Below are 24,725 nucleotides of genomic sequence, written 5' to 3'. Positions count from 1 at the left end.
CGACCGCCGGGCGCCTCGCGAGAGGGAAGATCGAGGCAGACGACCCACAGCGGTCGGTGCCTCACATTAGGGAAGGCGTCCGATGGAATCAAGGCGACCGTTTGTTCAATCACGTATCCGCAATCGGTTGCACACCAAGGGTATTCAATTCATCTTCCCACGATGGCTGTCAATACGTCGTCGAGCGTCACCACACCCATCGGCCGGCGTCCGTCGCTGACCAGCACCATGTGGCGGCGTTCGCGGCGCATCGCGAGCAGCAGATCGGCGAGCGTACGGTCCGGCGGCACCACCGCCAGCGGCCGGTAGATCTCGGCCGGCACCGGCGCCCGGCGGCTCGCCCCGGCGTACCCGAGCACGTCCTTGACGTGCACGAAACCGAGCACCCGGCGGGTGGCCCGCTGCACCACCGGGAAGCGGGACCGGCCGGTACGGGTCGCCAGCACCTCCAGCGACGCCGGTGAGACGTCCTCGGCCACCGTGGTGACAGTGGACCAGGGTTGCAGCGCGTCCGCCGCGGTACGGCTGTGCAGGGCCAGCGCGCCGGTGATCCGGGCGTGCTCCTCGGCGTCCAGCAGTCCCTCGGTACGCGCCTGGGAGACCAGCCCGGCCAGTTCCTCGGCGGTGAAGACGGTCTTCACCGCGTCTGTCGCCTCCACCCGCCACCACCGCAGCACCTGCCGGGACGCCCACTTCATCGCCAGCAGCAGCGGCTTGGTGGCCAGGCAGAACGCCAGCATGGCCGGGCCGAGCCAGAGCGCCGACGGCTCCGGCCCAGCGAGCGTGATGTTCTTCGGCACCATCTCGCCGACCACCGTGTGCAGGAACACCACCACCGCGAGCGCGATGACGAACGACACCGGATGTACGGCCGAGGCGGGCAGCCCCAGGGCGGCGAACGCCGGCTCCAGCAGGTGCGCCAGCGCCGGCTCGGCGATCGCGCCGAGGCCCAGCGAGCAGACGGTGATGCCGAGCTGCGCCCCGGCGATCATCAGCGGGATCTGGTTCATCGCCGCCAGCGCCAGCCGGGCCCGCTTCGACGTCGCCGCCAGCGGTTCGATGACCGTACGGCGGGAGGCGATCAGCGCGAACTCGCTGCCCACGAAGAACGCGTTGCCGAGCAGCAACCCGACCGCGACGAGTAGTTCAGGCACCGTCGTCGGGCTCCTCGGGGCGTACCACCCGCACCTGCTCGATCCGGTGCCGGTCGACCTCCACCACTGTGAACTCGTACCCGGCCTCGTCGAGCGTCTCGCCCGGCACCGGGATGTGGCCGAGCCGCGCCATGAGGAACCCGCCGAGCGTCTCGTACGGCCCGTCGGGCAGCCGGAACCCGGTCTGCTCCACCAGTTCGTCGGCGCGCAGCACGCCGTCGGCCAGGACGGTGCGCTCGCCGCCGGGCACTGTGAGCTCCACCGGCCCGAAGCCGTCCACCGCGTCCGGGTCGAACTCGTCGGCGATCTCGCCCACCAGTTCCTCGACCAGATCCTCCACCGTCACCACACCGTCGGTGCCGCCGTACTCGTCCACCACGATCGCCAGGTCCGCCCCGGCGGCCTTGAGCGCGGCCAGCACCCCGTTCAGGTTGAGGCTCTCCGGGACGTACACCGGTTCCCGGGCCACGGCGGCGACAGTGGTGGCCGCCCGGCGGGCCAGCGGCACACCCAGCGCGTCCGGCACCCCGGCGACGCCGGTGACCAGGTCGAGCGTCTCCTCGTAGACCGGGAACCGGGTGCGGCCGGTCCGCCTGGACGCCTCCAGCAGCTCGGCCACGGTCGTGGTGGCGCGCAGCGCGGTGACGTCGACCCGGGGCGTCATCGCCTCGGCGGCCCGCTTGTCGCCGAAACGGATGGTGCGGCGCAGCAGCATCGCGGTGTCCGGCGGCAGCGCGCCGGCCCGGGCCGAGATGGCGGCGAGCAGGCCCAGTTCCTCCGGGGAGCGGGCGCTCGCCAGTTCCTCCTGCGGCTCCACGCCGAGGCGGCGCACGAGCCGGTTCGCGGATTCGTTCAGCAGCCGGATCAGCCAGCCGAACGTGCGGGAGAAGGCCCGCATCGGCGCTGCCGTGGCGAGCGCCGCCGGCATCGGGCGGGCCAGCGCGAGGTTCTTCGGCACCAGCTCGCCGAACAGCATCGAGATGAGCGTGGCGAGAGCCAGCGCGAGCAGGCCGGAGAAGCGTTCCGCGCCGCCGAGCGGGCGCAGCAGCGGCGCGAAGATCCGGGCCAGGGCGGGCTCGGCCAGGTAGCCGGTGAGCAACGCGGTGAGCGTGATGCCGAGCTGCGCGCCGGAGAGCTGGAAGGACAGTTCCCGCAACGCGCGGCGTACCGTGACGGCCCGGCCGTCGCCCTCGTCGGCCCGCCTGTCGATCTCCGCCCGGTCGACGGTGACCAGGGCGAACTCGGCCGCGACGAAGAACGCGTTGCCGGCGGTCAGCAGCACGAAACCGACCAGTGGCAACAGCGTCAGAAGCAGAAGGCCGTCGATGCGCGTGATTGTGGCACGCGGACGCCGATGGTGGACCCCCGTAGCGTGGTGCGCATGGACGGTCTGCTGCTCACCGACGAACTGGTCCTGCTCGCGTACGACGACGACGGCGCGAACCGGCTCGGCAGTCCGCACCTCGGCTACGGCCTCGCCGGGGCGGTGCTGCTGGAACTGGCCCTGGCCGGCCGGGTGGAGGTGGTGGACAAGCGGCTCGTGGTCACCGATCCCGCCCCGACCGGCGTACCGCTGCTGGACGAGGCGCTGGCGACTGTGGGGTCCGGCCGCCCGCGCAAGCCGAAGGACTGGATCGGCAAGCTCGCCAGGGGCCTGCCCGACCGGGTGCTCGGCGGGCTCGTCGACGGCGGGGTGCTGCGCCGGGAGTCCGACCGGGTGCTGCTGGTCTTCCCGCGTACCCGCTATCCCTCGCCGACCGGCGCGGAGCCGGCGGTGGAGACCGCGGCCCGGCAACGGATGACGACGGCGCTCACCACCGACGGCCCGGTCGACGCCCGGACCGCCGCGCTGCTCACGCTGACCCGCGCGGTCGGCCTGGACCGCAAGATCTTCCGCGAGCTGCCGAAGGAGCGGGTCAAGGCCCGGATCGAGGAGATCGCGGCGGGCGACTGGGCGTCGGCCGCCACCAAGAAGGCGATCGAGGAGATGCAGGCCGCGCTGATGATCGCGATGACCGCCGGGACGAGCGCCGCCATCATGACCACCACGACCAGCTGAACGCGACGGCGGCGGCACCGCACGGGTGCCGCCGCCGTCGTGGTCCGGCTCCTGCCGGGGTACGCCTCAGCTCGCGGCCGGCGCTACCTCCGGCTCACCGGCCGGGGCCTCGGGCTTGACCGAGCGCAGCAGCACGCTCGCCACGTCGACGACCTCGACCTGCTCGCCCGCGCCCTTGCCGTTCACGCCGTCGTTCAGCATCGTCGAGCAGAACGGGCAGCCGACCGCGATGGTCTTCGCCCCGGTGGACATGGCCTCCTCGACCCGGTCCACGTTGATCCGCTTGCCGATCTTCTCCTCCATCCACATCCGGGCGCCGCCGGCGCCGCAGCAGAAGGAGCGCTCGCTGTTGCGCGGCATCTCGGTCAGCTCGCCCTGGATCGAATCGCCGAGCACCTCGCGCGGCGCGGCGAAGATCCGGTTGTGGCGGCCCAGGTAGCACGGGTCGTGGTAGGTCACGCCGCCGTCGACCGGCTGGACCGGGGTGAGCTTGCCGGCGCTGACCAGGTGGGCCAGCAGCTGGGTGTGGTGCACGACCTCGAACTCGCCGCCGAGCTGGCCGTACTCGTTGCCCAGGGTGTTGAAGCAGTGCGGGCAGGTGGCGACGATCTTCCGCTTGCTCTTCTCGCGGCCCTCGAACGCCTCGTTCAGCGTCTCGACGTTCTGCTGGGCGAGCATCTGGAAGACGAACTCGTTGCCGATCCGCCGCGCCGGGTCGCCGGAGCAGGTCTCGCCCTCGCCCAGGATGGCGAACTTGACGCCCGCCTCGTTGAGCAGCGTGGCGACCGCGCGGGTGGTCTTCTTGGCCCGGTCCTCGAACGCGCCGGCGCAGCCGACCCAGAACAGGTACTCGAAGTCGTCGACCTCGCCGACGCGCGGCACCTCGAACCCGAGGCCCTTGGTCCAGTCCTCGCGGGTGTTCTGCGGGGCGCCCCACGGGTTGCCCTTGTTCTCCAGGTTGCGCAGCATGACGCCGGCCTCGGACGGGAAGCTCGACTCGATCAGCACCTGGTAGCGGCGCATGTCGACGATGTGGTCCACGTGCTCGATGTCGACCGGGCACTGCTCGACGCACGCGCCGCAGGTGGTGCAGGACCAGAGCACGTCCGGGTCGATGACGCCGCCCTCCTCGGCGGTGCCGATCAGCGGCCGGTCCGCCTCGGCCATCGCGAGCACGTCCACGCCGGCCAGCTGCTCCTGCGTGGCCTTCTCCTCGCCGGTCAGGTCCTTGCCGCCACCGGCCAGCAGGTACGGCGCCTTGGCGTACGCGTGGTCGCGCAGGCTCAGCACCAGCAGCTTCGGCGACAGCGGCTTGCCGGTGTTCCAGGCGGGGCACTGCGACTGGCAGCGACCGCACTCGGTGCAGGTGCTGAAGTCGAGCAGGCCCTTCCAGCTGAACTGCTCGACCTGGGCGACACCGAACTGGTCCTTCTCCGGGTCGGCCTCCTCGAAGTCCAGCGGCTTGCCCTCGCTGGTCATCGGGCGCAGCGGGCCCAGGCCGGAACCGGCCGGCTTCTCCGGGTCGCGCTTGAAGAAGATGTTCGGGAAGGCCAGGAAGCGGTGCCAGGCCACGCCCATTGTGACGTTCAGCGAGATCACGATGAGCCAGGTCATCGAAATCATGATCTTGATGAGCGCGGCGACGCTGACGCCCGCCTCCCAGTTCGGGAGGACCGAGCCGACCGCGTGGCTGAGCGGGGCGGCCCAGACCGGGTACTCGAAGTGGTCGGTGGCGACCTTGAAGCCGCGGATCACGAACCCGAAGATCAGGACCAGCAGGACGACCCACTCGACGAAGTAGCCCTGCCACATGGTCGAGCCGGTGAACCGGGAGCGGTTCTCCGCGCGGCCCGGCCGGTTGCGCAGCCGGATCGCCATCAGCACCCCGATGCCGACCAGGCCGAGGATGCCGATCCACTCGGTGACCAGGCCGAAGATCGTCCAGTGCCCGATGATCGGCAGCCCGCCGCCGGTGGAGACCACCTCGAAGTAGGCCTCCAGCACCAGCAGCGACAGCACGATGAAGCCGACCATCACGAACCAGTGGGCGGCGCCGACCACGCTCCACTTGAGCATGCGGGTGTGACCGGCGGTCTCCACCAGCATCTTCTTCGTACGCGCGCCCTTGTCGCCGAACCGCTCCGGCGCGGGCTGGCCGAGCCGGATGACGGCGGTCATCTTCATGACCGCACGCACCGCAAGCCACACCGCAACGGCGGTGATGGCGGCCGCGAGGATCGTGGTGACGATCTGGACGCTGCCCATCGAGTTGGCCTCCCGGTCTGCTGCTTTGTGCGTGCAGCCTACGCGCAAGGTTACCCAGCAGTAACGTGAGTCTTCTCGCACCAGGCCACGCCGCCCTGCGCACACCATAGGTGGACCGGCACCGAAGCGCCGTGCAGGGGCGGCGTGGCGTGACCTACGCCGGGGCGGGGCAGCGCCGGATCAGCGCCAGCGGGAGAGCAGGATCAGCGACGAGACCATCGCGCCGAAGCCCACGGCGAGGTTCCAGTAACCCCAGCTGGCGACCGGGTACGCCTGCTCGGAGAGGTAGTAGAGCACCAGCCAGCCGATGCCCACCACGATCAGCGCGACCGCGGTAGCGGGCAGCCAGATGGGGCTAGGCTTGCGCGTCGACGCCGTCGCCGTCGGACGGACGTCCGTCGGCGGGGTGTACACCTTCTTCTTGCGGACCTGAGACTTGGGCACGACGCTCTCCAGAGGGGGGTACGACCTCGTCCGGCCTGACAACCGGGCGCGAGGGCGACGGTCCATGGCCAATAATGTTCGACAGCTAGCGTAGTCCCGACGGACCGTCCAGGCCACGAATGGGGCCAGGCCGGTGCACTCAGTAACCGGAAAGAGCGGACTTTCCGGGTCGAGCAGGTCGGCTCGCACCGGCGCGGGCCGGAACGAGACGACGGGAAAGGGAACGCCCGGTGGAGTACACGTCCGGCGCCGCCTCCTGGCAGAAGGTCCTCCGCCGCGCGGCAGCCGCCCTGCTGCCCCGGCGCGCACGCCAGCGCCGCCCCGGCTGGTCCGTCGGCGTGCCCCTGATCGCCGCCGCGGCCGGTCTGCTGTTCACCACCACCGCCACCACCGCGGGCGGCACCTCCCTGCGTGAGGACCGCCGGCCCCAGCTCACCCAGCTGATCGAGGACCGCCGCGAGGAGGTCGCCGCCAGCGAGGCGAAGGCCGCCCGGCTCCGCGCCGAGGTGGAGGAGCAGACCGAAGCGCTCGCCGGCGCCGACGGGCCGATCAAGACCGAGCGGGACCGGGCCGCCGCGAGCCGGCAGGGCGCCGGGTTCACCGCGCTCACCGGCAGCGGCGTGACAGTCGAGCTGAACGACGCCGACCGCCGGCCCGACCAGCCGCTGCCGAAGGGCGCCAGCAACGACGACCTGGTGGTGCACCAGGGCGACGTCCAGGCGGTCGTCAACGCGCTCTGGGCCGGCGGCGCGGAGGCCATGTCAATCATGAACGTCCGCGTGCTGAGCACCAGCGCGGTACGCTGCGTCGGTAACACCCTGCTGCTGCACGGCCGGGTGTACTCCCCTCCTTTCAAGATCGTGGCAATCGGCGATCCCGCGGAACTCCAGCGGGCGCTCGCCGCCTCTGAGGGAGTGCGGGTGTTCAAGGAAGTGGCCGACCACTACCAACTCGGGTACGCCGAGCGCGTCTCCACAGTCACCGTGCCCGCGTTCGAGGACTCCACCGCGTTGCAGTCGGCGACGGTGCCCCGGTGACCGGCGGCGACCCCCGGGAACGCGCCGGCCACGACCGCCGGGAGGAGCCCACCGCGTTCCTTCCCCGCGTCGAGCGTCCGGCCCCGGCGTCGCCACAGCCGCTCGACCTGCCCTGGCCGGACGCCGGCCCGGCCCACACCGCCCCGGCCCGACGCGGCCGGGACACCCGGCCGCCCGTCCCACCGCCTTCCGCGCCACGGACCGCCCCGCCGGTCGCTCCGCCGCCGCCGTGGCCGGGCGGTCAGGCGCATCAACCGGCGAGCGCCCCCCGCCCCGAGGCCGACCCCCGGTTCCGCCCCCCGGCGAGCGAGCTTCCCCCCAGGGGTACGCCCCACCCGGCCGGCCCTGCGCACCAGGGCGCCGGACACCACGGCCCTACGCAGAACGGCCCCGCGCCCCACGGAGCGGCGCCCCGGGGTGGTCCCGCCCCCGGGGTGCGCCCGGCCGCGCCCGGCGACGTCGCACACCGGCCGGGCGGGCGCCAGTCGCGACCGGAGGGGTACGGACCGGCGGGACAGCCGTACGCCGTCCGCCATTCCACAGGTGGGGCGATCCCGCCCGAGCGTGGTGGCCGCGGTGGGCAGCCACCGCAGAACGGCACCCGCCCGTGGGAGGCCGGCGGACGCCCGCCGGAGGACGGTCGCCGAACGGCGGGGGGTGAGGGACGGCCGCCCGGCGTACCCCCTCTCGGTGGGCCGACCGGCGCGGACCGGAACCCTCCGGCCGACAGCGGCGCCACGGCGGTGCTGCCCGCCGTCACCCGCCCACCCGCGGACCCCCGCCTGGACGCCACCGGGCTGATGGGCGCGGTGCCCCCGCCCCCCGAGAACGGGGACGGCGGTGGCGCCGAACCGCCCGCCGAGCCGCCCCGCCCTCGGCGCGGCGAGCGGGTGGTGCAACTGCGGCCCGAGCAGACCGGCGACGGCTACCGCAGCGTCTACTCCGAGCTGACCCGCCCCACAGTCGGCTCCCGGCTGCGCACCGTCGTGCGGGGCACCGGCGAACTGCTGATCACCTTCGGGCTGGTGGTGCTCCTGTTCGCCGGGTACGAGATCTGGGGCAAGGCGGTCATCGTCGAGGCCCACCAGAACGACCTGAACAGCCAGCTCGCCCAGGAGTGGGACGCGGCGGCGGACCCGACCGTCGGTCCGACCACCGGGCCGACGGTGAAGCCGAAGCCACCGGCGGAGGGCAGGCCGGTCGCCGGCCTCTACATCCCCAAGTTCGACAAGCACTGGGTGGTGGTCGAGGGGGTCAGCCCGGAGGACATCCGGTACGCGCCGGGCCGCTACCCGGACAGTGCCATGCCCGGCGAGGTGGGCAACTTCTCCGTCGCCGGCCACCGGATCCGCTCCACGTTCTGGCGGCTGGACGAGATGAAGACCGGCGACGCGATAGTGGTCGAGACCAAGACGGAGTGGCTCGTCTACCGGGTATACCAGCAGCGGATCGTCAAGCCGTCCCAGGTGGAGGTGGTCGCGCCGGTGCCCGGCAAACCGGGTCAGAAGCCCACCGAGAAGCTGCTGACGCTCACCACCTGCAACCCGAAGTTCGACAACTACCAACGGTTGATCATCCACGCCCGGCTGGACCACACGCAGGCCAAGTCGGCGGGCCGTCCGGCCGAGTTGGAGGCGTGAGCCGTGTACTCGTGGATCTGGCGCAAACTGCCGTTCGGGCTGCCCGGCAAGCTGTTCGGCTCGCTGGTGCTGGCCACCGCCACCGTCGCGCTGCTCTGGTTCGTGGTCTTCCCGTGGGCCGAGCCGCTGCTGCCCTTCGACGACGTGCAGGTCACGCAGGACTCCGGCGTACCGGGTGACGGTGGGATCACCGAACCGACCGGGCTGCCCGGCGAGGAGGAGCTGCCGTACAGCACCGAGACGAACAACGCCCCACCCTCCACCCCGAACAGGTGACAGCGATGCGCGTACTGGTGATCGACAACTACGACTCGTTCGTCTTCAACCTCGTGCAGTACCTCGGCCAGCTCGGTGCCGACTGCGAGGTGCGGCGCAACGACGAGATCGACGTCGCCGAGGTGGGCCGCGCCGGCGCCGCAGGTGTCCTGCTGTCGCCCGGGCCGGGCAGCCCGGACCGGGCCGGCATCTGCCTGGACGTGATCCGGGAGTACGCCGGCAAGCTCCCGATCTTCGGCGTCTGCCTCGGTCACCAGGCGATCGGCGAGGCGTTCGGCGCGACAGTCGCCCGCGCTCCGGAACTGCTGCACGGCAAGACCTCGGAGGTACGCCACGACGGCGTGGGCGTGCTCGCCGGGCTGCCCGACCCGTTCACCGCCACCCGCTACCACTCGCTGGCCGTCCTGCCCGAGACGCTCCCCGACGAGCTGGAGGTCACCGGCCGGACCGCTTCCGGTGTGGTGATGGCGATGCGGCACCGCACGTTGCCGCTCGAGGGCGTGCAGTTCCACCCGGAGTCGGTGCTGACCGAGGGCGGTCACCTGATGCTGGCGAACTGGCTCGCCGCCTGCGGCTTCCCGGCGGCGCTGGAGCGCGCCCCGGAGCTGGCCGCCGAGGTCGACGCCCGCCGCCGAGCCGCCTTCTCCCCAGCCTGACCCCCGCGCTTCCCGCCCCACCCCCGCGCGGGGTCCCGCCCGCCCCCTCTCCGTCGATCATGAAGTTGGCGGGGACAAATCGGACGCCCGGTACCGCTAACTTCATGATCGACGCAGACATGGGCGCGGCGGCGGCCCCGGGATCGGGGACGCCGCCGCGTCGGTCGGTCAGGTGGTGGTCAGCGGTCGGTGCGGGTCGGGGTCACGGGCGGGAACGGGAAGCCGCTGCCGCCGCCGTTGCCGCCGCCACCGTTGCCCGGCGTGCTCGGGGACGTGCTGGGGGAGCCGCTCGGCGTCGGGCTGGTCGGCTCCTCCTCACGCGGCACGTCGACCCGGATGGTCACCCGCTCGCCCTTGGCCAGGCTGGTCCCGGCGGCCGGCGACTGGCTGCTGACCTTGCCCGCCTCGGCCGGGTCGACCTCGTCGCCCTCCTGGACCCGGACCTCGTAGCCGGCCTCCTTGAGCCGCTGCTTCGCCTGGTCCTCGGTGTAGCCGCGGACGTTCGGCACCTCGCTGACGTTGCCCAGGGAGACCTTGAGCGTCACCTTGCTGCCCTCGGCGACCGCGCTGCCTTCCTTCGGCGAAACGTCGACGACCTGGTCCTTCGGCAGGCTGCTGTTGACGGTCTCGCGCACCGGGGTCAGCCCGAGTTCGGTCAGACGGTCCTTCGCGGCGTCGAACGTGCCGCCCCTCAGGTTGGTGGGGATGGTCACCTGGCCGGGGCCGGTGCAGACGTTGACGGTGACCTCGGTGTCCTTCTCCACCCGCTGGCCGAACGACGGGCTCTGGTCGACCACCGAGCCCTTCTCGCACGTGGTGTTCTGCACCGGGTCGCCAGTGGTGAACCGCAGCCCCGCCTGGGTGAGCGCCGCCTGCGCCTCGGCCTGCGAACGGCCCACCACCTGCGGCACCGACACCTTCTCGTTGCCGGCCTGGTTGAGCCAGAGCGCGGTGCCGAGCGCGATCACCGCGAGCACACCGAGCGCGGCGAACGCGGCGATGACCCAGGACGAACTCTTGCGCTTGCCCGGATCACCCACCCGCGCCACCGGCTGCTGGCGGGTCTGCGGGCCCATCATCTGGGTCTGCTGCGCCTGGTGGTACCCGCCGCCCGCGGCGGCGCCCATCGGCATGGTCTCGTCGGCCGGCATCACCGGGGTGGCGAGCACCGGCCGCCCGGCGGCGGCGCGGAGCAGGTCCGCCCGCATCTCGCCGGCGCTCTGGTAGCGGTTGAGCGGGTTCTTCGACAGCGCCTTGAGCACGATGGCGTCGACAGCGGGGTTGACGTCCGGATTGATCGTGCTCGGCGTCGGCGGCTGTTCCCGTACGTGCTGGTACGCGACGCTGACCGGGCTGTCCCCGACGAACGGCGGGTGGCCGCAGAGCAGCTCGAACAGCACGCAGCCGGCCGCGTAGACGTCGGAGCGGGCGTCGACCGCCTCGCCGCGCGCCTGCTCCGGGGAGAGGTACTGCGCGGTGCCGATGACCGCACTGGTCTGCGTCATCGTGGTGGCGCCGCTGGCGAGCGCCCGGGCGATGCCGAAGTCCATCACCTTGACCTGGCCGGTCTGGGTGAGCATCACGTTTCCGGGCTTGATGTCCCGGTGGATGATCCCGTGCCGGTGGCTGAACTCCAGCGCGGCGCACATGTCGGCGCAGATCTCCAGCGCCCGGCGCGGCTGGAGCCGTCCCTCGACGCCGAGGACCTCCTTGAGGGTCCGGCCGTTGACGAACTCCATCACGATGAACGGCAGGGTCTCGCCCGTGGGGCCGGTTTCCTCGCCGGTGTCGTAGACGGCGACGATGGCCGGGTGGTTGAGCGAGGCGGCGTTCTGCGCCTCACGGCGGAACCGCATCTGGAACGTGGCATCCCGGGCCAGATCGGCACGGAGCATCTTGATCGCGACATCCCGCCCGAGCCGGAGGTCACGGCCGCGGTGCACCTCGGCCATGCCGCCGTAGCCCAGCAGCTCGCCGACCTGATACCTGCCACCGAGCAGGCGGGCCTGCGCTGTCATCGCGTCTCTCGTCCTTCGCTCGTCGTCGTACCGCCGCCGGCCGGCAGGAGGCGTACCTCACGACGGTACGACGTGCGGACCGGATAGTCGCCTCCGTACGCCCGCACCGCGCCGGAGGTCACGCTCACACTCGCCGGCGCGGCTGCGGTATCACCGTATTTCCGGTACAGGAACGAAATCACGCCCGAGCAGAGGATGACCAGCACGGCCACCACGATCGCCGTCGTCCACAGCCCGGACCGGGAGCGCCGGGGCGGGGCGGCGGCGGGCGGTCGCGCGTACCCCAGGGGGTTGTGCTGAGGCACGGGGCGTGGCTGCGGCACGGGGGCCGCGCCGCGCGGCGCCACCGGCGGGCGGGGCTGCGGGACGGGATGCGCGACAACTGCTGGCCGCGGCGCGGCGAGAGGCGGGCGCGCCGGGGACACGGGCGGCCGGGGCTGTGGGTGCGGGACCGCGGCCGGCGGCTGCGGGCGCGGCACGGCGGTCGGCACCTGCGCCCGCGCGACCGGCGCGGCGGGCGAGGCGGGTACGCCGGAGATCGGGTGCCCGACGCGGGCCGCCTGGGAGAGCGCGAGCTTGGCCTGCCGGGCGATGCTCGCCAGCGCGGCGGCGCTCGGCCAGCGGGCGGCCGGGTCCTTCGCCATAGCCCGCTCCACGATCGCCCGGACCTGCGGCGGGATGTCCGGCGGAAGCGCCCGCGGGGTGTCCCGCACGTGCTTCATGGCGATTTCGAGGGGGTTGTCCCCTTCGAACGGGCGGCGGCCGGCCAGGCACTGGTACGCGACCACGCCCAGCGCGTAGACGTCCGAGGCGGGCGTGGCGACAGCGCCGGTGGCCTGCTCCGGCGAGATGTACGAGGCGGTGCCGAGCACCGAGCCGGCGGCGGTGAGCTGGCCGACCAGGTCCGAGCGGGCGATACCGAAGTCGGTGAGCACGAGCGTGCCGTTCGGCCGGACCAGCAGGTTGCCGGGCTTCACGTCGCGGTGCACGATGCCCTTCTCGTGCGCCGCGTGCAACGCGTCGGCGGCCTGCGCCAGCAACGCCATCGTGCGCGCCGGGGTCAGCCGGCCGACGCGGCTGAGCGTGGCGGAGAGCGCGTCGCCCTCGACGTACTCCATCACCAGGAACGCGATGTGCTGGTCGCTGCCGAAGTCGTAGACGTCGACCACGCCGGGGTGGTTGATGGTGGCCATCGTCCGGGCCTCGCCGCGGAACCGCTCGGCGAAGCCCGGTTCGTCCAGCAGCGCCGGGAGCAGGCTCTTGACCGCGACGGTACGGCCCAGCACCTGGTCGGTGCCGCGCCACACGTCGCCCATGCCACCGCTGGCGATCCGCTCGTCGAGGCGGTAGCGGTTGCCGAGCTTCACTCCCGGACCGAGCACGTCAGCGCCTCCCGGAGTCGGCGATCGCCGCCGCCATGATCCGGCCGGCGATACGGGCCGCCTCGGCGCTGCCGCCGCTGCCCGCCTGCTCCAGCTCGACACAGACCGCGGAGAGCGGCGTGCCGTCCTTGTCCAGCGCGAAGCCGATGAACCAGCCGTGGTCCGGGGTGTTCGGGCCGGACTGGGCGGTACCGGTCTTGCCGCCGACCACGAAGCCGTCGATGGCGGCCCGGCGGCCGGTGCCCTCCTTCACCACGTTCTGCATCATGTCGCGCAGGTCGGCGGCGACCTGACCGCTGATCGGGCGGCGCAGCTCGCGCGGCTGGGCGGCGTCGTAGACGGTGGTGCGGTCCGGCCCGAGCAGCTGCTTGACCAGGTAAGGACGCATCTGCTTGCCGTCCTTGTTCGCCACCGCGGCGGCGATCATCGCGCCCTGCAACGGGGTCATCCGCACGTTGTTCTGGCCGATCGAGGACTGCGCCAGCGCGGCCTGGTCGGTGCTGCCGTCCGGGTTCTGCATGTCGCCGGTGCGGCTGGCCGCCACCGGCAGGCCGCCCTCGCCGAGCTGGCCGACGTTGAGGTCCTCCTGCTCGAAGCCGAACTGCTTCGCCTTCTCCTTGACCTTGTCCGCGCCGAGGCGGACGCCGAGCTGGGCGAAGCCGGTGTTGCAGGACTCGGTCACCGCCTCCCGCAGCGTGACCTGCGACTCGGGGCAGATCGACGGCGCCGCGTTGCGGATCGGCTGGCCCGCGCCGGGCGCGGTGTAGCTGGAGCCGGCCGGGATGCGGGTCTGCTGGCCGACTCCGTTCTCCAGCGCCGCCGCGGCCATGACGATCTTGAAGGTGGAACCCGGCGGCAGTGTCTCGGACAGGGCCCGGTTCGCCAGCGGCCGGTCCTTGTCCTTCTCCAGCGTGTTGTACGCCCGGTCCGCCTCGGTGCTGTTGTGGCTGGCCAGCGGGTTCGGGTCGAAGCTCGGCATGGAGACGAGCGCCTGCACCGCGCCGGTACGCGGGTCGATCGCGATGGCCGCGCCCTTGGTCGCGCCGACCTGGTTGTCGTTCAGCTGCTTGAACGCCGTCTCCTGGGCCCGCTTGGAGAGCGTCAGCAGCACGTTGCCGCCACCGGTCTCGTCACCGGTGAACATGTCCTTGATCCGGCTGGCGATGAGCGCGTCGCTGGTGCCGGCCAGGAAGTCGTTCTCCACCCGCTCGATGCCGCTCGCGCTGCCGTTGACCGGCTTCCAGCCGAGCACGTGCGCGTACATCGCCCCGCCCGGATAGGTGCGCTGGTACTTCAGCTCACCACCGGTCTCCTTGCTGACCGCGTACGCGGTGCCGCCGACCTCGATGTTGCCGCGCTTGCGGTCGTACTCGGCGACCTGGACCCGGCCGTTGTAGTCGCTGTTGCGGTACTCGTCGGCCTTGTACGCCTGGATCCAGTTCAGGTTGGCGAACAGCAGCCCGAACAGGACCATCACGACAACGCCGACGCGGCGCAGGGGGGCGTTCACGGCCGGATCACCTCCGTCTGGGCGCCGTGCAACTGCTCGGGCGGACCACCGGCGGGCCGGGCGGCCGGACCACCGCCGCCGGTCACCGGGCGGCGGGCGCCGTCGGAGACCCGCAGCAGCACCGCGATGAGCAGCCAGTTCGCCATCAGCGAGGAGCCACCGGCGGACAGGAACGGGGTGGTCTGACCGGTCAACGGGATGAGCTTGCTGATGCCGCCGACGATGACGAAGACCTGCAGACCCAGCGTGAACGCCAGACCACCGGCGAGCAGCTTGCCGAACGAGTCACGTACCGCCAGCGCGGCCCGCAGGCCCCGCTCCACGATCAGCAGGTAGATCACCAGCAGCGCGGAGAGACCGAACAGGCCGATCTCCTCACCGATGCCGGCGAAGATGAAGTCGGTCTGCACCTCGGGCAGCAGCGCCGGCTGGCCGCCGCCCGGCCCGGCCCCGAACAGGCCGCCGGTGCCGAGCGTGAGCAGACCCTGCACCAGCTGGTAGCCCCTGTCGTACGGCTCGGCGAACGGGTCCAGCCAGATCTGCGCCCGGTCGTAGAAGTTCGCGAACGGACCGCCCACGGTGCTGCCCAGCACGTACGCCAGGTAGGCGCCGCCGAAGAACAGGATCAGACCGATGAGCAGCCAGCTCACCCGCTCGGTGGCGATGTAGAGCGTCACCACGAACATGCCGAAGTAGAGCAGCGACGTGCCCAGGTCCTTCTCGAAGATCAGGACCAGGAGGCTGACCAGCCACACCACGAGCACCGGGCCGAGGTCACGCCCGCGCGGGAAGTCGATGCCCAGCACGCGCCGGCTCGCGAGTGAGAGCACCTCGCGCTTGCGCACCAGGTAGTAGGCGAAGAACGTGAGCAGGGTCAGCTTGGCGAACTCACCCGGCTGGATCTGCCCCAGGCCGGGCACGATGATCCAGAGCTTGGCGCCGTTGATCTCGGAGAACCGCGACGGCAGCAACGCCGGGATCATCACCAGCACGATGCCGGCCAGGCCCAGGGTGTACGCGTACCGGGACAACGACCGGTGGTCCCGCAGGATCGCCAGCAGCCCGGCCGCCAGCACCACGGCGGCCAGCGTCCAGGCGAGCTGCCGGCCACCGGTGCCGGCGAAGATGGCCAGGTCCTCCCGCTCTGCGGGCGTGGCCTTGGCCAGGTCGTACCGGCGCAGGAAGCCGACCCCGATGCCGTTGAGCAGCGCCACCGCCGGCAGCAGCGCCGGATCGGCGAACGGCGCCAGCCAGCGGATCACCAGGTGCAGGCCGAGGAAGACCAGCCCCAGCGCGGCGGCCGGGATCCAGAAGTCGGGCGTGATCGTGTCCAGCGCCTTCGCCTCGACCATCGCCGCGTACGCCGCCACGAGCACCATGGCGAGCAGGAGCAGCGACAGCTCGGCGTTACGCCGGGACCGGGCCAGGCGTACGCCGGACTGCTCGCCCGTCGAAGCGGGCGAGGCGGCCGGTACGGCGGCTGCGGTCACGGATACGTCCTCGGGATCGAGCCGGCACTCACTCCGGCGACCGGCAACCCGCCGGGTCGGCCGGCGGAACGGTGTCGGAGGGTACGGCGTCGGGCGTGATGGTCGTCAGCGGCGTCGGCGCGCCGGGACTCGGTGAGCCGACCGGCGGAACGGACGGTGCGGGACTGCCGCTGACCTGCGGGTTCAGCCCACCCGCTGCCGGGCTGGGGCTGGTCGCACCGGGCGACGGGTCGGGCGGGCAGAGCGGCTTGAGGTTCGGGTTCGCCGGGTCGTCGCTGGTCAGCTCCGCCAGCCGGCGCTCCGCGTCCGGCTCGTTGCGGGCCTGGATGCCCTGCTTCACCCGCTCCTGGGCGGCGAGGGTGAGGTCGTCGAGCCGGGACTCGCTGCGCTCGTGCACGTTCGACAGGTCCAGTCCGGCGACCTGGCCGGGCACCCCGCGGAAGACGGCCAGCTGACCGTCGTCGGTGGCGCCGACGTAGAACTGCCGCTGGGTGTACGTCCACCCGCCGAACGCGCCACCGCCGACGATCACCGCGAGCGCCAGCACCATGGCGACGGTACGCAGCGGCCGCCGACGGCGACGCTCCGGCTCGTCGTCGCGGTTGTCCGCCGGCTCCTCCGGCGCGGGCGGCCGGGGGGCGGACAGCGCCGAGGCGCGGGCCGCCGGGGTGGAGTCGTCGGCCGAGGTCGCCATGCCCCGGTCGCGGGCGGCGGCGCCGCCCACGATCGGGGACGCCTCGACGATGTCCTGGTCGGTGGCGTCGGCGATGATCACCGTGATGTTGTCCGGGCCGCCGCCGCGCAGCGCGAGCTGCACCAGGCGTTCCACGCAGCGCTGCGGGTCGGGGTACTCCCGCATGGTGTCCGCGATGGTCTCCGCGCTGACCACGCCGGAGAGCCCGTCGGAGCAGATCAGGTAGCGGTCGCCGGGCAGCACCTGGCGGACGCTGTACTCCGGGTCGATGTCGCGGCCGTCGAGCGCCCGGGTGAGCAGCGAGCGCTGGGGGTGGCTGCTCGCCTCCTCCGCGCTGATCCGGCCCTCGTCGACGAGCATCTGGACGTACGTGTCGTCCTTGGTGATCTGCGCGAACTCACCGTTGCGCAGGAGATAGGCCCGGGAGTCACCGATGTGGACCATGCCGAGCTTGCTGCCGGAGAAGAGGGTCGCGGTGAGCGTCGTGCCCATCCCCTCCAGCTGCGGGTTGGCGTCCACGGTGTCGCGGAGCTGCTGGTTGGCGGTGCCCACGGCGGAGCGGAGCGCGTCGACCAGGGCGTCACCGGGGACGTCCTCGTCGAGCGGCGCCATGGCACCGATGACGATGTTGCTGGCGACGTCACCGGCGGCCATGCCGCCCATGCCGTCGGCCACGGCGAGCAGCCGCGGTCCGGCGTAGACGGAATCCTGGTTGCCGTCTCGGATCAGACCGCGGTCGCTGTGGGCCGCGTAGCGCAGGGTCAGAGTCATGGCCGTAATTCGAGGGAAGTGCGGCCGATCCGGATCGGCACGCCGAGGGGGACGGGGGTTGGTCCGGTGACCTTAGCGCGATCGAGATAGGTGCCGTTAGTCGATCCGAGGTCCTCGACGTACCACTGCCCGTCGCGGGGCACCAGCCGGGCGTGTCGCGCCGAGGCGTAGTCGTCGGTGATCACCAGGGTCGAGTCCTCCGCCCGGCCGATGGTGATCTGGGCCTCTCCGAGCGTGATCCGGGTGCCGGCGAGCTGACCGGCGGTGACCACCAACTGGTGGGCGGCCCGGCCGCGCTTGGCCTTCGCCGGCTTCCCCGGCTGCCCGGTCGACGCGCCGATCCCCCGCGGCGCGGCCACCAGCTTGCCCGACCGGGCACCGGCGAAGAGGTCCCGGCGGATCACGCCGACCACCGTGAACACGAAGATCCACAGCAGGATGAGGAACCCGAACCGGGCGACGGTGATGACCAGTTCCGGCAACGCGGGTCAGCCGTCCACGCGGAAGGTCAGCGTCGTGGTGCCGAGCTGGATCATGTCGCCGGGGTTGAGGGCGACCGCCGACACCCGCTGGCCGTTGACCATCGTGCCGTTGGTGGAGCCCAGGTCGGTCAGCACCACCTGGCCGCCGTCGAAGTCCAGCCGGGCGTGGCGCCGGGAGATGCCGACGTCGGGCAGGCGCAGGTTGGCCTGGTCGCCGCGGCCGATCACGGTCGAGCCCATCTGGAGCGGGTAGGTGCGGCCGTCGCCGGAGACCAAGCGGACGTTGCGGCCACCGCCGTGACCGGGCGGAGGGCCGTAGCCGCCACCCTGGTCGTACGCCGGGTACGCCGGGCCGGCGTCGTAGCCGCCGGGCGCGGAGACCGGGGCGACGTCGCCGCCGGTGTACACCTCGGCGGTGACCCGGAACATGCCGGTGTCCAGGCCTTCACCGCGTTCGACCTCGACGATCACGTCGCCGTAGACCGTCCACGCCTGCTCGCCGATGAACTCGGCCTGCGACTGCGCCAGCTCCTGGGCCAGCGCGGCAGCGTACGGCGCCAGCCGACTGTGGTCGTAGGGCGAGAGATCGATCACGTAGCGGTTGGGCACAAGGGTGCGCCCACCGGCCAGGATCGCCTTGTGCGCCTCGGCCTCCCGCTGCATGGCGTTGAGGATCTCCACGGGGTGGACCACCCCTTTGAAGACCTTGGCGAAGGCCCCCTCGACCAGGCCTTCCAGACGCTTCTCGAAGCGTTGCAGCACGCTCACCGGCTCCTCCTCGGGTCCCGAGGCAATGATGGTATCCGGACACCGCCTCCGCAGCTCACACGCCGCTCGGCCGGCTGCCGTCGGCCCGTTCGTGACCAGGCCCGCGAGCGTGCTAAAGTTTCGCCCGCCACGAGCGGTGATCGTTCGTGGCGTGGCCAGTGGACAGCGTAATATGTCCCGGCACCCGCCGCAGATGGCGGGCGCGGGATGCGATATGGTGTTCCGGGTCGTGCCACGGGGATGTGGCGGAATGGCAGACGCGCACGGTTCAGGTCCGTGTGTCCGAAAGGACGTGGGGGTTCAACTCCCCCCATCCCCACCAGAACAAGGGCTCCGCACACAGCGGGGCCCTTGCTTCGTATCGGGGCGTTCCGGACGTCACGCTATGCTCCGATGGTTTCCCTGCCTCCCACGGACCAGGAGTGGCGTGTGACTGTCGCGTTGGTGACCGGTTCCGGCGGTCTGATCGGCTCCGAGGCGGCCCGGCACTTCGCCGGACTCGGTCTCGACGTGGTCGGCATCGACAACGACATGCGGCGGTACTTCTTCGGCGAGGACGGCTCGACCGCCTGGAGCCTGGACCGGCTCGCCGCCGACCTCGGCTCCGCGTACACCCACCACGCCGTCGACATCCGCGACCGCGACGGGCTGGAGCAGGTCTTCAAGCGGTACGGCAAGGACATCGCCGTGGTGATCCACAGCGCCGCCCAGCCGAGCCACGACTGGGCCGCCAAGGAGCCGTTCACCGACTTCGACGTGAACGCCGGCGGCACACTCAACGTGCTGGAGAACACCCGGCGGCACGCGATCGACGCGCCGTTCATCCACTGCTCCACGAACAAGGTGTACGGCGACCGGCCGAACTCGCTCCCGCTGATCGAGCTGGAGACCCGCTACGAGCTGCCCGAGGACCACCGCTGGTACGAAGGCATCACCGAGGACATGTCGATCGACGAGTCGCTGCACTCGATCTTCGGCGCCTCGAAGGTCGCCTCCGACGTGATGGTCCAGGAGTACGGCCGCTACTTCGGCATGAAGACCGCCTGCTTCCGGGGCGGCACGCTGACCGGCCCGGCGCACTCCGCTGCCGAGCTGCACGGCTTCCTGGCGTACCTGATGCGCTGCGTGATGGAGGGCCGGACCTACAACCTCTTCGGCTACAAGGGGAAGATGGTCCGGGACGCGATCCACTCGCACGACGTGCTGACCGCGTTCGAGGCGTTCTTCCGCGAGCCGCGCTCGGCCCAGGTCTACAACCTCGGCGGCGGCCGACACTCCAACACCTCGCACATCGAGGCGTTCCGGGTCGCCCAGGAGATCACCGGCCGCGAGGCCCGGATCAACTACGTCGAGCAGGCCCGCACCGGCGACCACCAGTGGTACGTCAGCAGCATGGCCCGCTTCGAGGAGCACTACCCGTCCTGGAAGATCACGTACGACGTGCCGATGATCCTCCGCGAGATCTACGAGGCGAACGTCGGCAAGTGGGTGCCGAAGGCATGACCACCGGGACCAAGCGCAACGTGCTCGGCGTCGGGGTCGACGCCACCGACTACGCAGGGGCCACCGAGGCCGTCGTGGCGGCCGCGCACGAACGCCGCCCGCTGGCGCTGACCGCGCTCGCCGTGCACGGCGTGATGACCGGCGTGCTCGACCCGGCGCACAACGCCCGGCTCAACTCGTTCGACGTGGTCACCCCCGACGGGCAGCCGGTGCGCTGGGCGCTCAACCTGCTGCACGGCGCCGGGCTCACCGACCGCGTCTACGGGCCGGAGCTGACCCTGCGGGTGCTCGCCCGGTTCGCCGAGGAAGGGCTGCCGGTCTACCTCTACGGCTCCACCGAGGAGACCCTGTCCCGGCTGGTACCGGCGCTGGAGCAGAAGTTCCCCGCGCTGAAGATCGCCGGGGTCGAGCCGTCCAAGTTCCGCGCCGCCACCCCCGGCGAGGACGCCGAGATCGCCGACCGGATCCGGGCCAGCGGTGCCCGCCTCGTCCTGGTCGGGCTCGGCTGCCCGCGCCAGGAGGTCTTCGCGTACGCCATGCGCCCGCTGCTCGACATGCCGCTGATGGCCGTCGGCGCGGCCTTCGACTACCACGCCGGCCTGCTGCGCAACCCACCACCGTGGATGCAGCGCGCCGGGCTGGAGTGGTTCTGGCGGCTCGGCCTGGAACCCAAGCGCCTGTGGCGCCGGTACGTCATCCTCAACCCGGCCTACCTGGCCCGGCTCGCCGCCCAGAAGACCGGCCTGTGGAAGGCCACCCCGCCGGCTCCGGCCACCGGGCGTCCCGCCACGTTCGACATCTGAGCCGCCCCTACCCCTACGGGCCCGGGTACGGGGCGAACCGGGGTGCCGTCCCGGATTCGCCGAACGTCGAAACGGGCAAGGCTAGGGGGCATGGATGACCGTCTCGCCGTACTGCTTCCCGTCGCCGCCGTCTGGCTCGCCGCCGGACTGGTCGCGGAGGGCCTGCCCGGGCTCGACCGCGCCTGCGCGCTGCGCCGGCGTACCGGATGGTTGTCCGCCCTGGTGCTGACCGGCCTCGCGCTCACCGCGGCGGTCCTCGCCGTGGGCCTGCAGAGCGCCGGCGACACCACTGTGGACCGGGCCGCCGCCGCGCTCGGCCTCGCGGCCGTGCCGGCAGCGGTGGTGGCGGTCTGCACGGTACGGCGGGTCCGGCGGCTGCGGTCCGGTGCGGGCGCGTTCGCGGCGGCGCCGGGCACCCCCGCCCCGCACGGACTGCGCGCGGCGGCGGCGCACCCGCTGATCGCGCTGCCGCTCCAGGCGACGGCGATCGCGGTGCTGGTGGCGGTGCTGCCGGCGGCCGGGGTCGACCTGTTCGCCGCGCCGGGCGTCGCCGGCCCGGCGATCACCGTCGGGGTGCTCGGCGTGTGCGCGATCGGGGTACGCCACGCGCTGCGGCACAACCGGCTCGCCGAGCGGGCCATGCCGGCCGCCGAGGCGGTGTCAGCGCGACCGGCTCGCGCCCTGCACGTATAGCAGCTCCAGGATCGCGCGGGTCGCCTCGAACCAGCGATCCAGCCAGCCGGGCGGAGGCACGCTGCCCTTCGGGGGCAGCTCCATCAGCAGGCCGCGCAGCAGCGGGTGGTCCACCAGGGACTCCTGCTGCTCGAGCGGCCAGCCGCTCGGCGGGAAGGACGGCTCGGTCAGCGGGTTGGGGTCCAGCGACGGCAGGGACAGCGGCGCCGCTGCCTGCTCGGGGACGCCACCCTCGCGGGTGTCGTCGCCGTCACCGGAGACCACCTCGGTGAGGACGGTGTCCCGGCGGGCACCCCGGTACTTGCCACCGAACCGCTCGGGCTTGCCCGGGCCGCTGGTGAGGTTCTCTGAACCGATCGTCGTCATCCGTCTCGCCTGCCTTGTTCGGTTGCCGATCCGTGCGGTTCAACGAGGCGGATCGGAACTGGCGACGGGTGCCCGCCGCGGCGCGGGTACGCGGACGCGAATGGTCCCGCCCGGCGGCGCTGCCGGGCGGGACCACATCTCGGTGCCGGTCAGCTCCGGCCGAACACGCCGTTCCGGGCGCGGGCGACGAAGGCGTGCCAGTCACCCGGAGCGAAGACCAGGGCCGGGCCGGTCTTGTCCTTCGAGTCCCGCACTCCGACCACCCCGGTCACGTACGCGACCTCGACGCAGTTGTCGCAGTTCGGCCCGCTCTTCGAGCTCTTGAACCACGTCGCCTGCGTCAGGTCCACGGGGAACTCCTTGGTCGCCATTTCCACAGTGGCTCCTCTGCCAGTTTCGCGATGTGTGCGACGGACTCCTCCGGGCGCATGGCCGCTGCTCGAATGTGATCGAAGATGAAGCTGTACTTCTGCAGTTCGTCACTCTTCTCCAGGAAGAGCCCACCCGTGGCGTTCTCCGCGTACACGACATCGGGATCACTCGGCTCGGGGAAGCTGAGGATCGTGAAGGTCCCGTCCATGCCGGCGTGCGCTCCCACCTCGAAGGGCAGGACCTGCACTGTCACGTTCGGCAGTTCGGCCACCTCCACCAACCGCTTGAGCTGACCACGCATCACCGCGTCGCCGCCAACCGGCCGGCTCAGCACCGCCTCATCGAGCACCACCCACAGATCGACCGGATCGTCCTGCGTCAACAACGACTGACGGCCCAGACGGACACGCACCCGTTGGTCGACCTGTTCGTCGGTGAAGTCCGGCCGGGCCGCCCGGATCATCGCGCTCGCGTACTCCTCGGTCTCCAGCAGGCCGGGCACCACCTGCTGCTCGTACGCCCGGATGGAGCTGGCCGCCGCCTCCAGGCCGACGTACGCGCCGACGAGAACCGTGCTGTACGGATGCCACCAGCCCTTCTGCCGGGCCTCCCGGGCGATCTGCACCAGCTCGTCGCTCTCCGCGCCGACGACACCGTAGATGCGCAGCATGTCGCGGACGTCGCGCGGGGTCGCCGTGGTGTGGCCGGTCTCGATCCGGGAGATCTTCGACGCCGAGCACTCCAGCTGCTCGGCGACGACTTCGATGGTGATGCCCGCCGCCTCCCGCTGCCGGCGGAGTTCCGCACCCAGCCGGCGCCGCCGGATGGTGGGGCTGCGCCGTTCACTCACGGTGCCGTCCATCGGATTGCGGGACCACGCTTCACAGTCACCCGGCTACCTCCGGTCGGTCGCGCCCCGGTGCGGCTCCCACCGCGGGCGCGACCGGCGAGCGGCGGGTGTCGTTCGCGGCAGGGGGTGGTGCCGGTCGTCGACCGGCCGCGACGGGCGAAACCGGCGTCCAGTGTGCCGCTCAGATACCTGACGCTTCAAGTTTCGCCGTTTGCGTGTCCGACTCACCTATCGGCAAAAGTCGACGTGCAACTTGCATGTCGCACGTCCCTGATGCAGTCTGTCCGTATGGCACGGGTTACTCACCGTCTTCGCTTGATCTCCGGGCGTGGTGACACCACGGTCCGTGGGACGGCCGGAGGGGAGCCGTCCCGCGCCGTGCGACCTGCCCCGGAATGAAGACCCCGTCGCTGCACGCCAGTTTGGCTGCGGCGGCGGGAGCGGTAACCGGGAGCAGCCGGGTGATGGTCGGGTGGCGGTCCGCCACCGTGGGTACGGCCCGACCAGCACCGACCCACCGACCGCCGGTCCACGAGGCAGACCCCCCGTCACCGGACCGCACCCGACCCCCGTTTCAGCCTCGCCGGTCCCGCCGGCCGACCTTCCCAGGAGCCCATGTGCTTCCCCGCTCCGGTGACGTACTGCACGTGACTCGCGCGGCGAGTGTCCAGTTCCTCCGACCGATCATGTTCCGAGTGATCCGGGTGCTCGACTGGCCGACCTACGACGGTTGGCTCTGGCTCGACGGCTACGAGTTGAACGCGGCGGGGGACGCGGTCAACCGGAGGTCGATCTTCGTACTCCAGGAGGGGTTGCGGCAGCTCCAAGCCGCGCCGGCTCCGCGTCAGCACACCGTGCGGACGGCCCGCCGCCCGGTGGTCCGGACTCCGGTCCGGGTCGGCTGACCTGACGATTCCCGGCCGGGAGGGCGTGCCGTCGCCATAGAATCGGTACGCCCACCCCGGCACGTTCCACCCCGCGCGCCACGGACCCTGAACCTGGGATGGTCATGGTCAACTTGCCCGCCGCGCGCCGGCACCACCGGTCCCGTATCGGCTATGCCCTCGGGCTCTTCCTCTTCCTCGTCACCGCGACCGCCCTCGCGCTCGCGGTCCGTCACCCCGCCTTCTCCGCCACCCAGCAGCTCGCCGAGCCCGTACCGGCACCGGAGATCACCGTGGCCGGCGAGGACGGCCGGACGGACTCCGACGCGGCCACGACCGATACGACCGATTCCGATACGGCCCACTCGGATGCCGCCGGGTCCGATGCGATCGACGACGAGGACGGCGAGGCCGCCGACCCGCCGGAGGACGACGACGACCGGGCCTCGGGTACCGGGGGCGGGGAGGGCACGCTCGCCGAGCGGCCCACCGCTGTCACCGACGACCTCAGCCGGTCGCTGTTCTACTCCGGGCTGCTCGGGCTCGCCATCTCACTGGCCGGACTGGGCCTGGTCGGCACCCGCAGACGCCAGTGGTGATCGTGGCGG

General features: G+C 71.9%; 24 protein-coding genes and 1 tRNA gene. 11 read left to right on the top strand and 14 right to left on the bottom strand.

All coding sequences use genetic code 11. The features are described from left to right. Positions 1 to 149 precede the first annotated feature (149 nt). Positions 150 to 1,154, bottom strand: coding sequence for a hemolysin family protein (locus O7611_RS28980; protein WP_013283320.1), 1,005 nt, complete (start codon positions 1,152 to 1,154; stop codon positions 150 to 152). Continuing rightward, positions 1,147 to 2,454, bottom strand: coding sequence for a hemolysin family protein (locus tag O7611_RS28975; protein WP_194800219.1), 1,308 nt, complete (start codon positions 2,452 to 2,454; stop codon positions 1,147 to 1,149). The genes O7611_RS28980 and O7611_RS28975 overlap by 8 nt, the downstream gene beginning before the upstream one ends. A gap of 81 nt (positions 2,455 to 2,535) precedes the next feature. Between O7611_RS28975 and O7611_RS28970 the strand changes: the two genes are divergently transcribed. Further along, positions 2,536 to 3,213, top strand: coding sequence for a GOLPH3/VPS74 family protein (locus O7611_RS28970; protein ID WP_194800220.1), 678 nt, complete (start codon positions 2,536 to 2,538; stop codon positions 3,211 to 3,213). Positions 3,214 to 3,279: 66 nt separating this feature from the next. Here the strand turns inward: O7611_RS28970 and O7611_RS28965 are convergent, their stop codons facing one another. Both O7611_RS28965 and O7611_RS28960 read right to left on the bottom strand, forming a co-directional pair. Next, a complete protein-coding gene (locus O7611_RS28965; RefSeq protein ID WP_194800221.1) occupies positions 3,280 to 5,478 on the bottom strand; it encodes a (Fe-S)-binding protein in 2,199 nt (732 codons plus the stop codon). Positions 5,479 to 5,658: 180 nt separating this feature from the next. Then, complete coding sequence (locus tag O7611_RS28960; RefSeq protein ID WP_135242661.1) at positions 5,659 to 5,922, bottom strand: cell division protein CrgA; 264 nt, start codon at positions 5,920 to 5,922, stop codon at positions 5,659 to 5,661. Positions 5,923 to 6,152: 230 nt separating this feature from the next. Between O7611_RS28960 and O7611_RS28955 the strand changes: the two genes are divergently transcribed. The 4 genes from O7611_RS28955 (at position 6,153) to O7611_RS28940 (ending at position 9,531) form a co-directional block, all read left to right on the top strand. Then, a complete protein-coding gene (locus O7611_RS28955; protein WP_194800222.1) occupies positions 6,153 to 6,959 on the top strand; it encodes a DUF881 domain-containing protein in 807 nt (268 codons plus the stop codon). A gap of 743 nt (positions 6,960 to 7,702) precedes the next feature. After that, on the top strand, positions 7,703 to 8,599 hold the full coding sequence (locus O7611_RS32030) for a class E sortase (protein WP_194800223.1): 897 nt from the start codon (positions 7,703 to 7,705) through the stop codon (positions 8,597 to 8,599). 3 nt (positions 8,600 to 8,602) lie between these two features. Beyond that, positions 8,603 to 8,875, top strand: a complete 273-nt coding sequence (locus O7611_RS28945) for a hypothetical protein (protein ID WP_013473364.1) — start codon at positions 8,603 to 8,605, stop codon at positions 8,873 to 8,875. 5 nt (positions 8,876 to 8,880) lie between these two features. Then, a complete protein-coding gene (locus O7611_RS28940) occupies positions 8,881 to 9,531 on the top strand; it encodes an aminodeoxychorismate/anthranilate synthase component II (RefSeq protein WP_194800224.1) in 651 nt (216 codons plus the stop codon). 179 nt (positions 9,532 to 9,710) lie between these two features. Here O7611_RS28940 and pknB read toward each other — a convergent pair whose 3' ends face one another. From pknB to O7611_RS28905, 7 genes are read right to left on the bottom strand one after another with little or no spacing between them, the layout of a single operon-like run. Further along, the gene (gene pknB, locus O7611_RS28935) at positions 9,711 to 11,549 is read right to left on the bottom strand and encodes a Stk1 family PASTA domain-containing Ser/Thr kinase (protein ID WP_194800225.1); all 1,839 of its coding nucleotides are present in this window, start codon (positions 11,547 to 11,549) and stop codon (positions 9,711 to 9,713) included. After that, positions 11,546 to 12,931, bottom strand: a complete 1,386-nt coding sequence (locus O7611_RS28930) for a serine/threonine-protein kinase (protein WP_194800226.1) — start codon at positions 12,929 to 12,931, stop codon at positions 11,546 to 11,548. The genes pknB and O7611_RS28930 overlap by 4 nt, the downstream gene beginning before the upstream one ends. Position 12,932: 1 nt before the next feature. Beyond that, positions 12,933 to 14,441, bottom strand: coding sequence for a peptidoglycan D,D-transpeptidase FtsI family protein (locus O7611_RS28925; RefSeq protein ID WP_194800227.1), 1,509 nt, complete (start codon positions 14,439 to 14,441; stop codon positions 12,933 to 12,935). Further along, a complete protein-coding gene (locus O7611_RS28920; RefSeq protein WP_194800228.1) occupies positions 14,438 to 15,931 on the bottom strand; it encodes an FtsW/RodA/SpoVE family cell cycle protein in 1,494 nt (497 codons plus the stop codon). Before O7611_RS28920 ends, O7611_RS28925 begins: the two co-directional genes overlap by 4 nt. A gap of 28 nt (positions 15,932 to 15,959) precedes the next feature. Next, on the bottom strand, positions 15,960 to 17,396 hold the full coding sequence (locus O7611_RS28915; RefSeq protein WP_194800229.1) for a PP2C family protein-serine/threonine phosphatase: 1,437 nt from the start codon (positions 17,394 to 17,396) through the stop codon (positions 15,960 to 15,962). Beyond that, positions 17,393 to 17,878 (bottom strand): FHA domain-containing protein FhaB/FipA, encoded by a 486-nt coding sequence (locus tag O7611_RS28910; protein WP_128138039.1) that lies wholly within the window; start codon positions 17,876 to 17,878, stop codon positions 17,393 to 17,395. The genes O7611_RS28915 and O7611_RS28910 overlap by 4 nt, the downstream gene beginning before the upstream one ends. A 6-nt stretch (positions 17,879 to 17,884) precedes the next feature. Further along, the gene (locus tag O7611_RS28905) at positions 17,885 to 18,673 is read right to left on the bottom strand and encodes an FhaA domain-containing protein (RefSeq protein ID WP_026267912.1); all 789 of its coding nucleotides are present in this window, start codon (positions 18,671 to 18,673) and stop codon (positions 17,885 to 17,887) included. Positions 18,674 to 18,882: 209 nt separating this feature from the next. On the opposite strand from O7611_RS28905, the gene O7611_RS28900 reads away from it, so the two are divergent. The 4 genes from O7611_RS28900 (at position 18,883) to O7611_RS28885 (ending at position 21,645) form a co-directional block, all read left to right on the top strand. Further along, positions 18,883 to 18,968: transfer RNA gene (locus tag O7611_RS28900), tRNA-Leu, on the top strand. 71 nt (positions 18,969 to 19,039) lie between these two features. Further along, on the top strand, positions 19,040 to 20,149 hold the full coding sequence (locus O7611_RS28895) for an NAD-dependent epimerase/dehydratase family protein (protein WP_194800230.1): 1,110 nt from the start codon (positions 19,040 to 19,042) through the stop codon (positions 20,147 to 20,149). Further along, on the top strand, positions 20,146 to 20,952 hold the full coding sequence (locus O7611_RS28890; RefSeq protein ID WP_194800231.1) for a WecB/TagA/CpsF family glycosyltransferase: 807 nt from the start codon (positions 20,146 to 20,148) through the stop codon (positions 20,950 to 20,952). Before O7611_RS28895 ends, O7611_RS28890 begins: the two co-directional genes overlap by 4 nt. 90 nt (positions 20,953 to 21,042) lie before the next feature. Then, on the top strand, positions 21,043 to 21,645 hold the full coding sequence (locus O7611_RS28885; RefSeq protein ID WP_194800232.1) for a hypothetical protein: 603 nt from the start codon (positions 21,043 to 21,045) through the stop codon (positions 21,643 to 21,645). Here the strand turns inward: O7611_RS28885 and O7611_RS28880 are convergent. The 3 genes from O7611_RS28880 to O7611_RS28870 form a co-directional block, all read right to left on the bottom strand. Further along, entirely contained in the window at positions 21,613 to 22,011 is a 399-nt protein-coding gene (locus tag O7611_RS28880; RefSeq protein WP_194800233.1) for a hypothetical protein, read from the bottom strand. The two genes, O7611_RS28885 and O7611_RS28880, sit on opposite strands and share 33 nt — an antisense overlap. Before the next feature lie 149 nt (positions 22,012 to 22,160). Further along, positions 22,161 to 22,382, bottom strand: a complete 222-nt coding sequence (locus tag O7611_RS28875; protein WP_194800234.1) for a DUF397 domain-containing protein — start codon at positions 22,380 to 22,382, stop codon at positions 22,161 to 22,163. Further along, complete coding sequence (locus O7611_RS28870) at positions 22,352 to 23,233, bottom strand: helix-turn-helix domain-containing protein (RefSeq protein WP_194800235.1); 882 nt, start codon at positions 23,231 to 23,233, stop codon at positions 22,352 to 22,354. The genes O7611_RS28875 and O7611_RS28870 overlap by 31 nt, the downstream gene beginning before the upstream one ends. 617 nt (positions 23,234 to 23,850) lie before the next feature. On the opposite strand from O7611_RS28870, the gene O7611_RS28865 reads away from it, so the two are divergent. Both O7611_RS28865 and O7611_RS28860 read left to right on the top strand, forming a co-directional pair. Continuing rightward, entirely contained in the window at positions 23,851 to 24,138 is a 288-nt protein-coding gene (locus tag O7611_RS28865; RefSeq protein WP_018785581.1) for a hypothetical protein, read from the top strand. Positions 24,139 to 24,236: 98 nt separating this feature from the next. After that, positions 24,237 to 24,716: a hypothetical protein gene (locus tag O7611_RS28860; RefSeq protein ID WP_194800236.1), complete on the top strand. Its 480-nt coding sequence runs from the start codon at positions 24,237 to 24,239 to the stop codon at positions 24,714 to 24,716. Positions 24,717 to 24,725 lie beyond the last annotated feature (9 nt).

The sequence above is a fragment of the Micromonospora sp. WMMC273 genome, assembly GCF_027460285.1.
Taxonomy (GTDB): Bacteria; Actinomycetota; Actinomycetes; order Mycobacteriales; family Micromonosporaceae; genus Micromonospora; species Micromonospora aurantiaca.
This window is presented reverse-complemented; position numbering and strand designations above follow the sequence as displayed.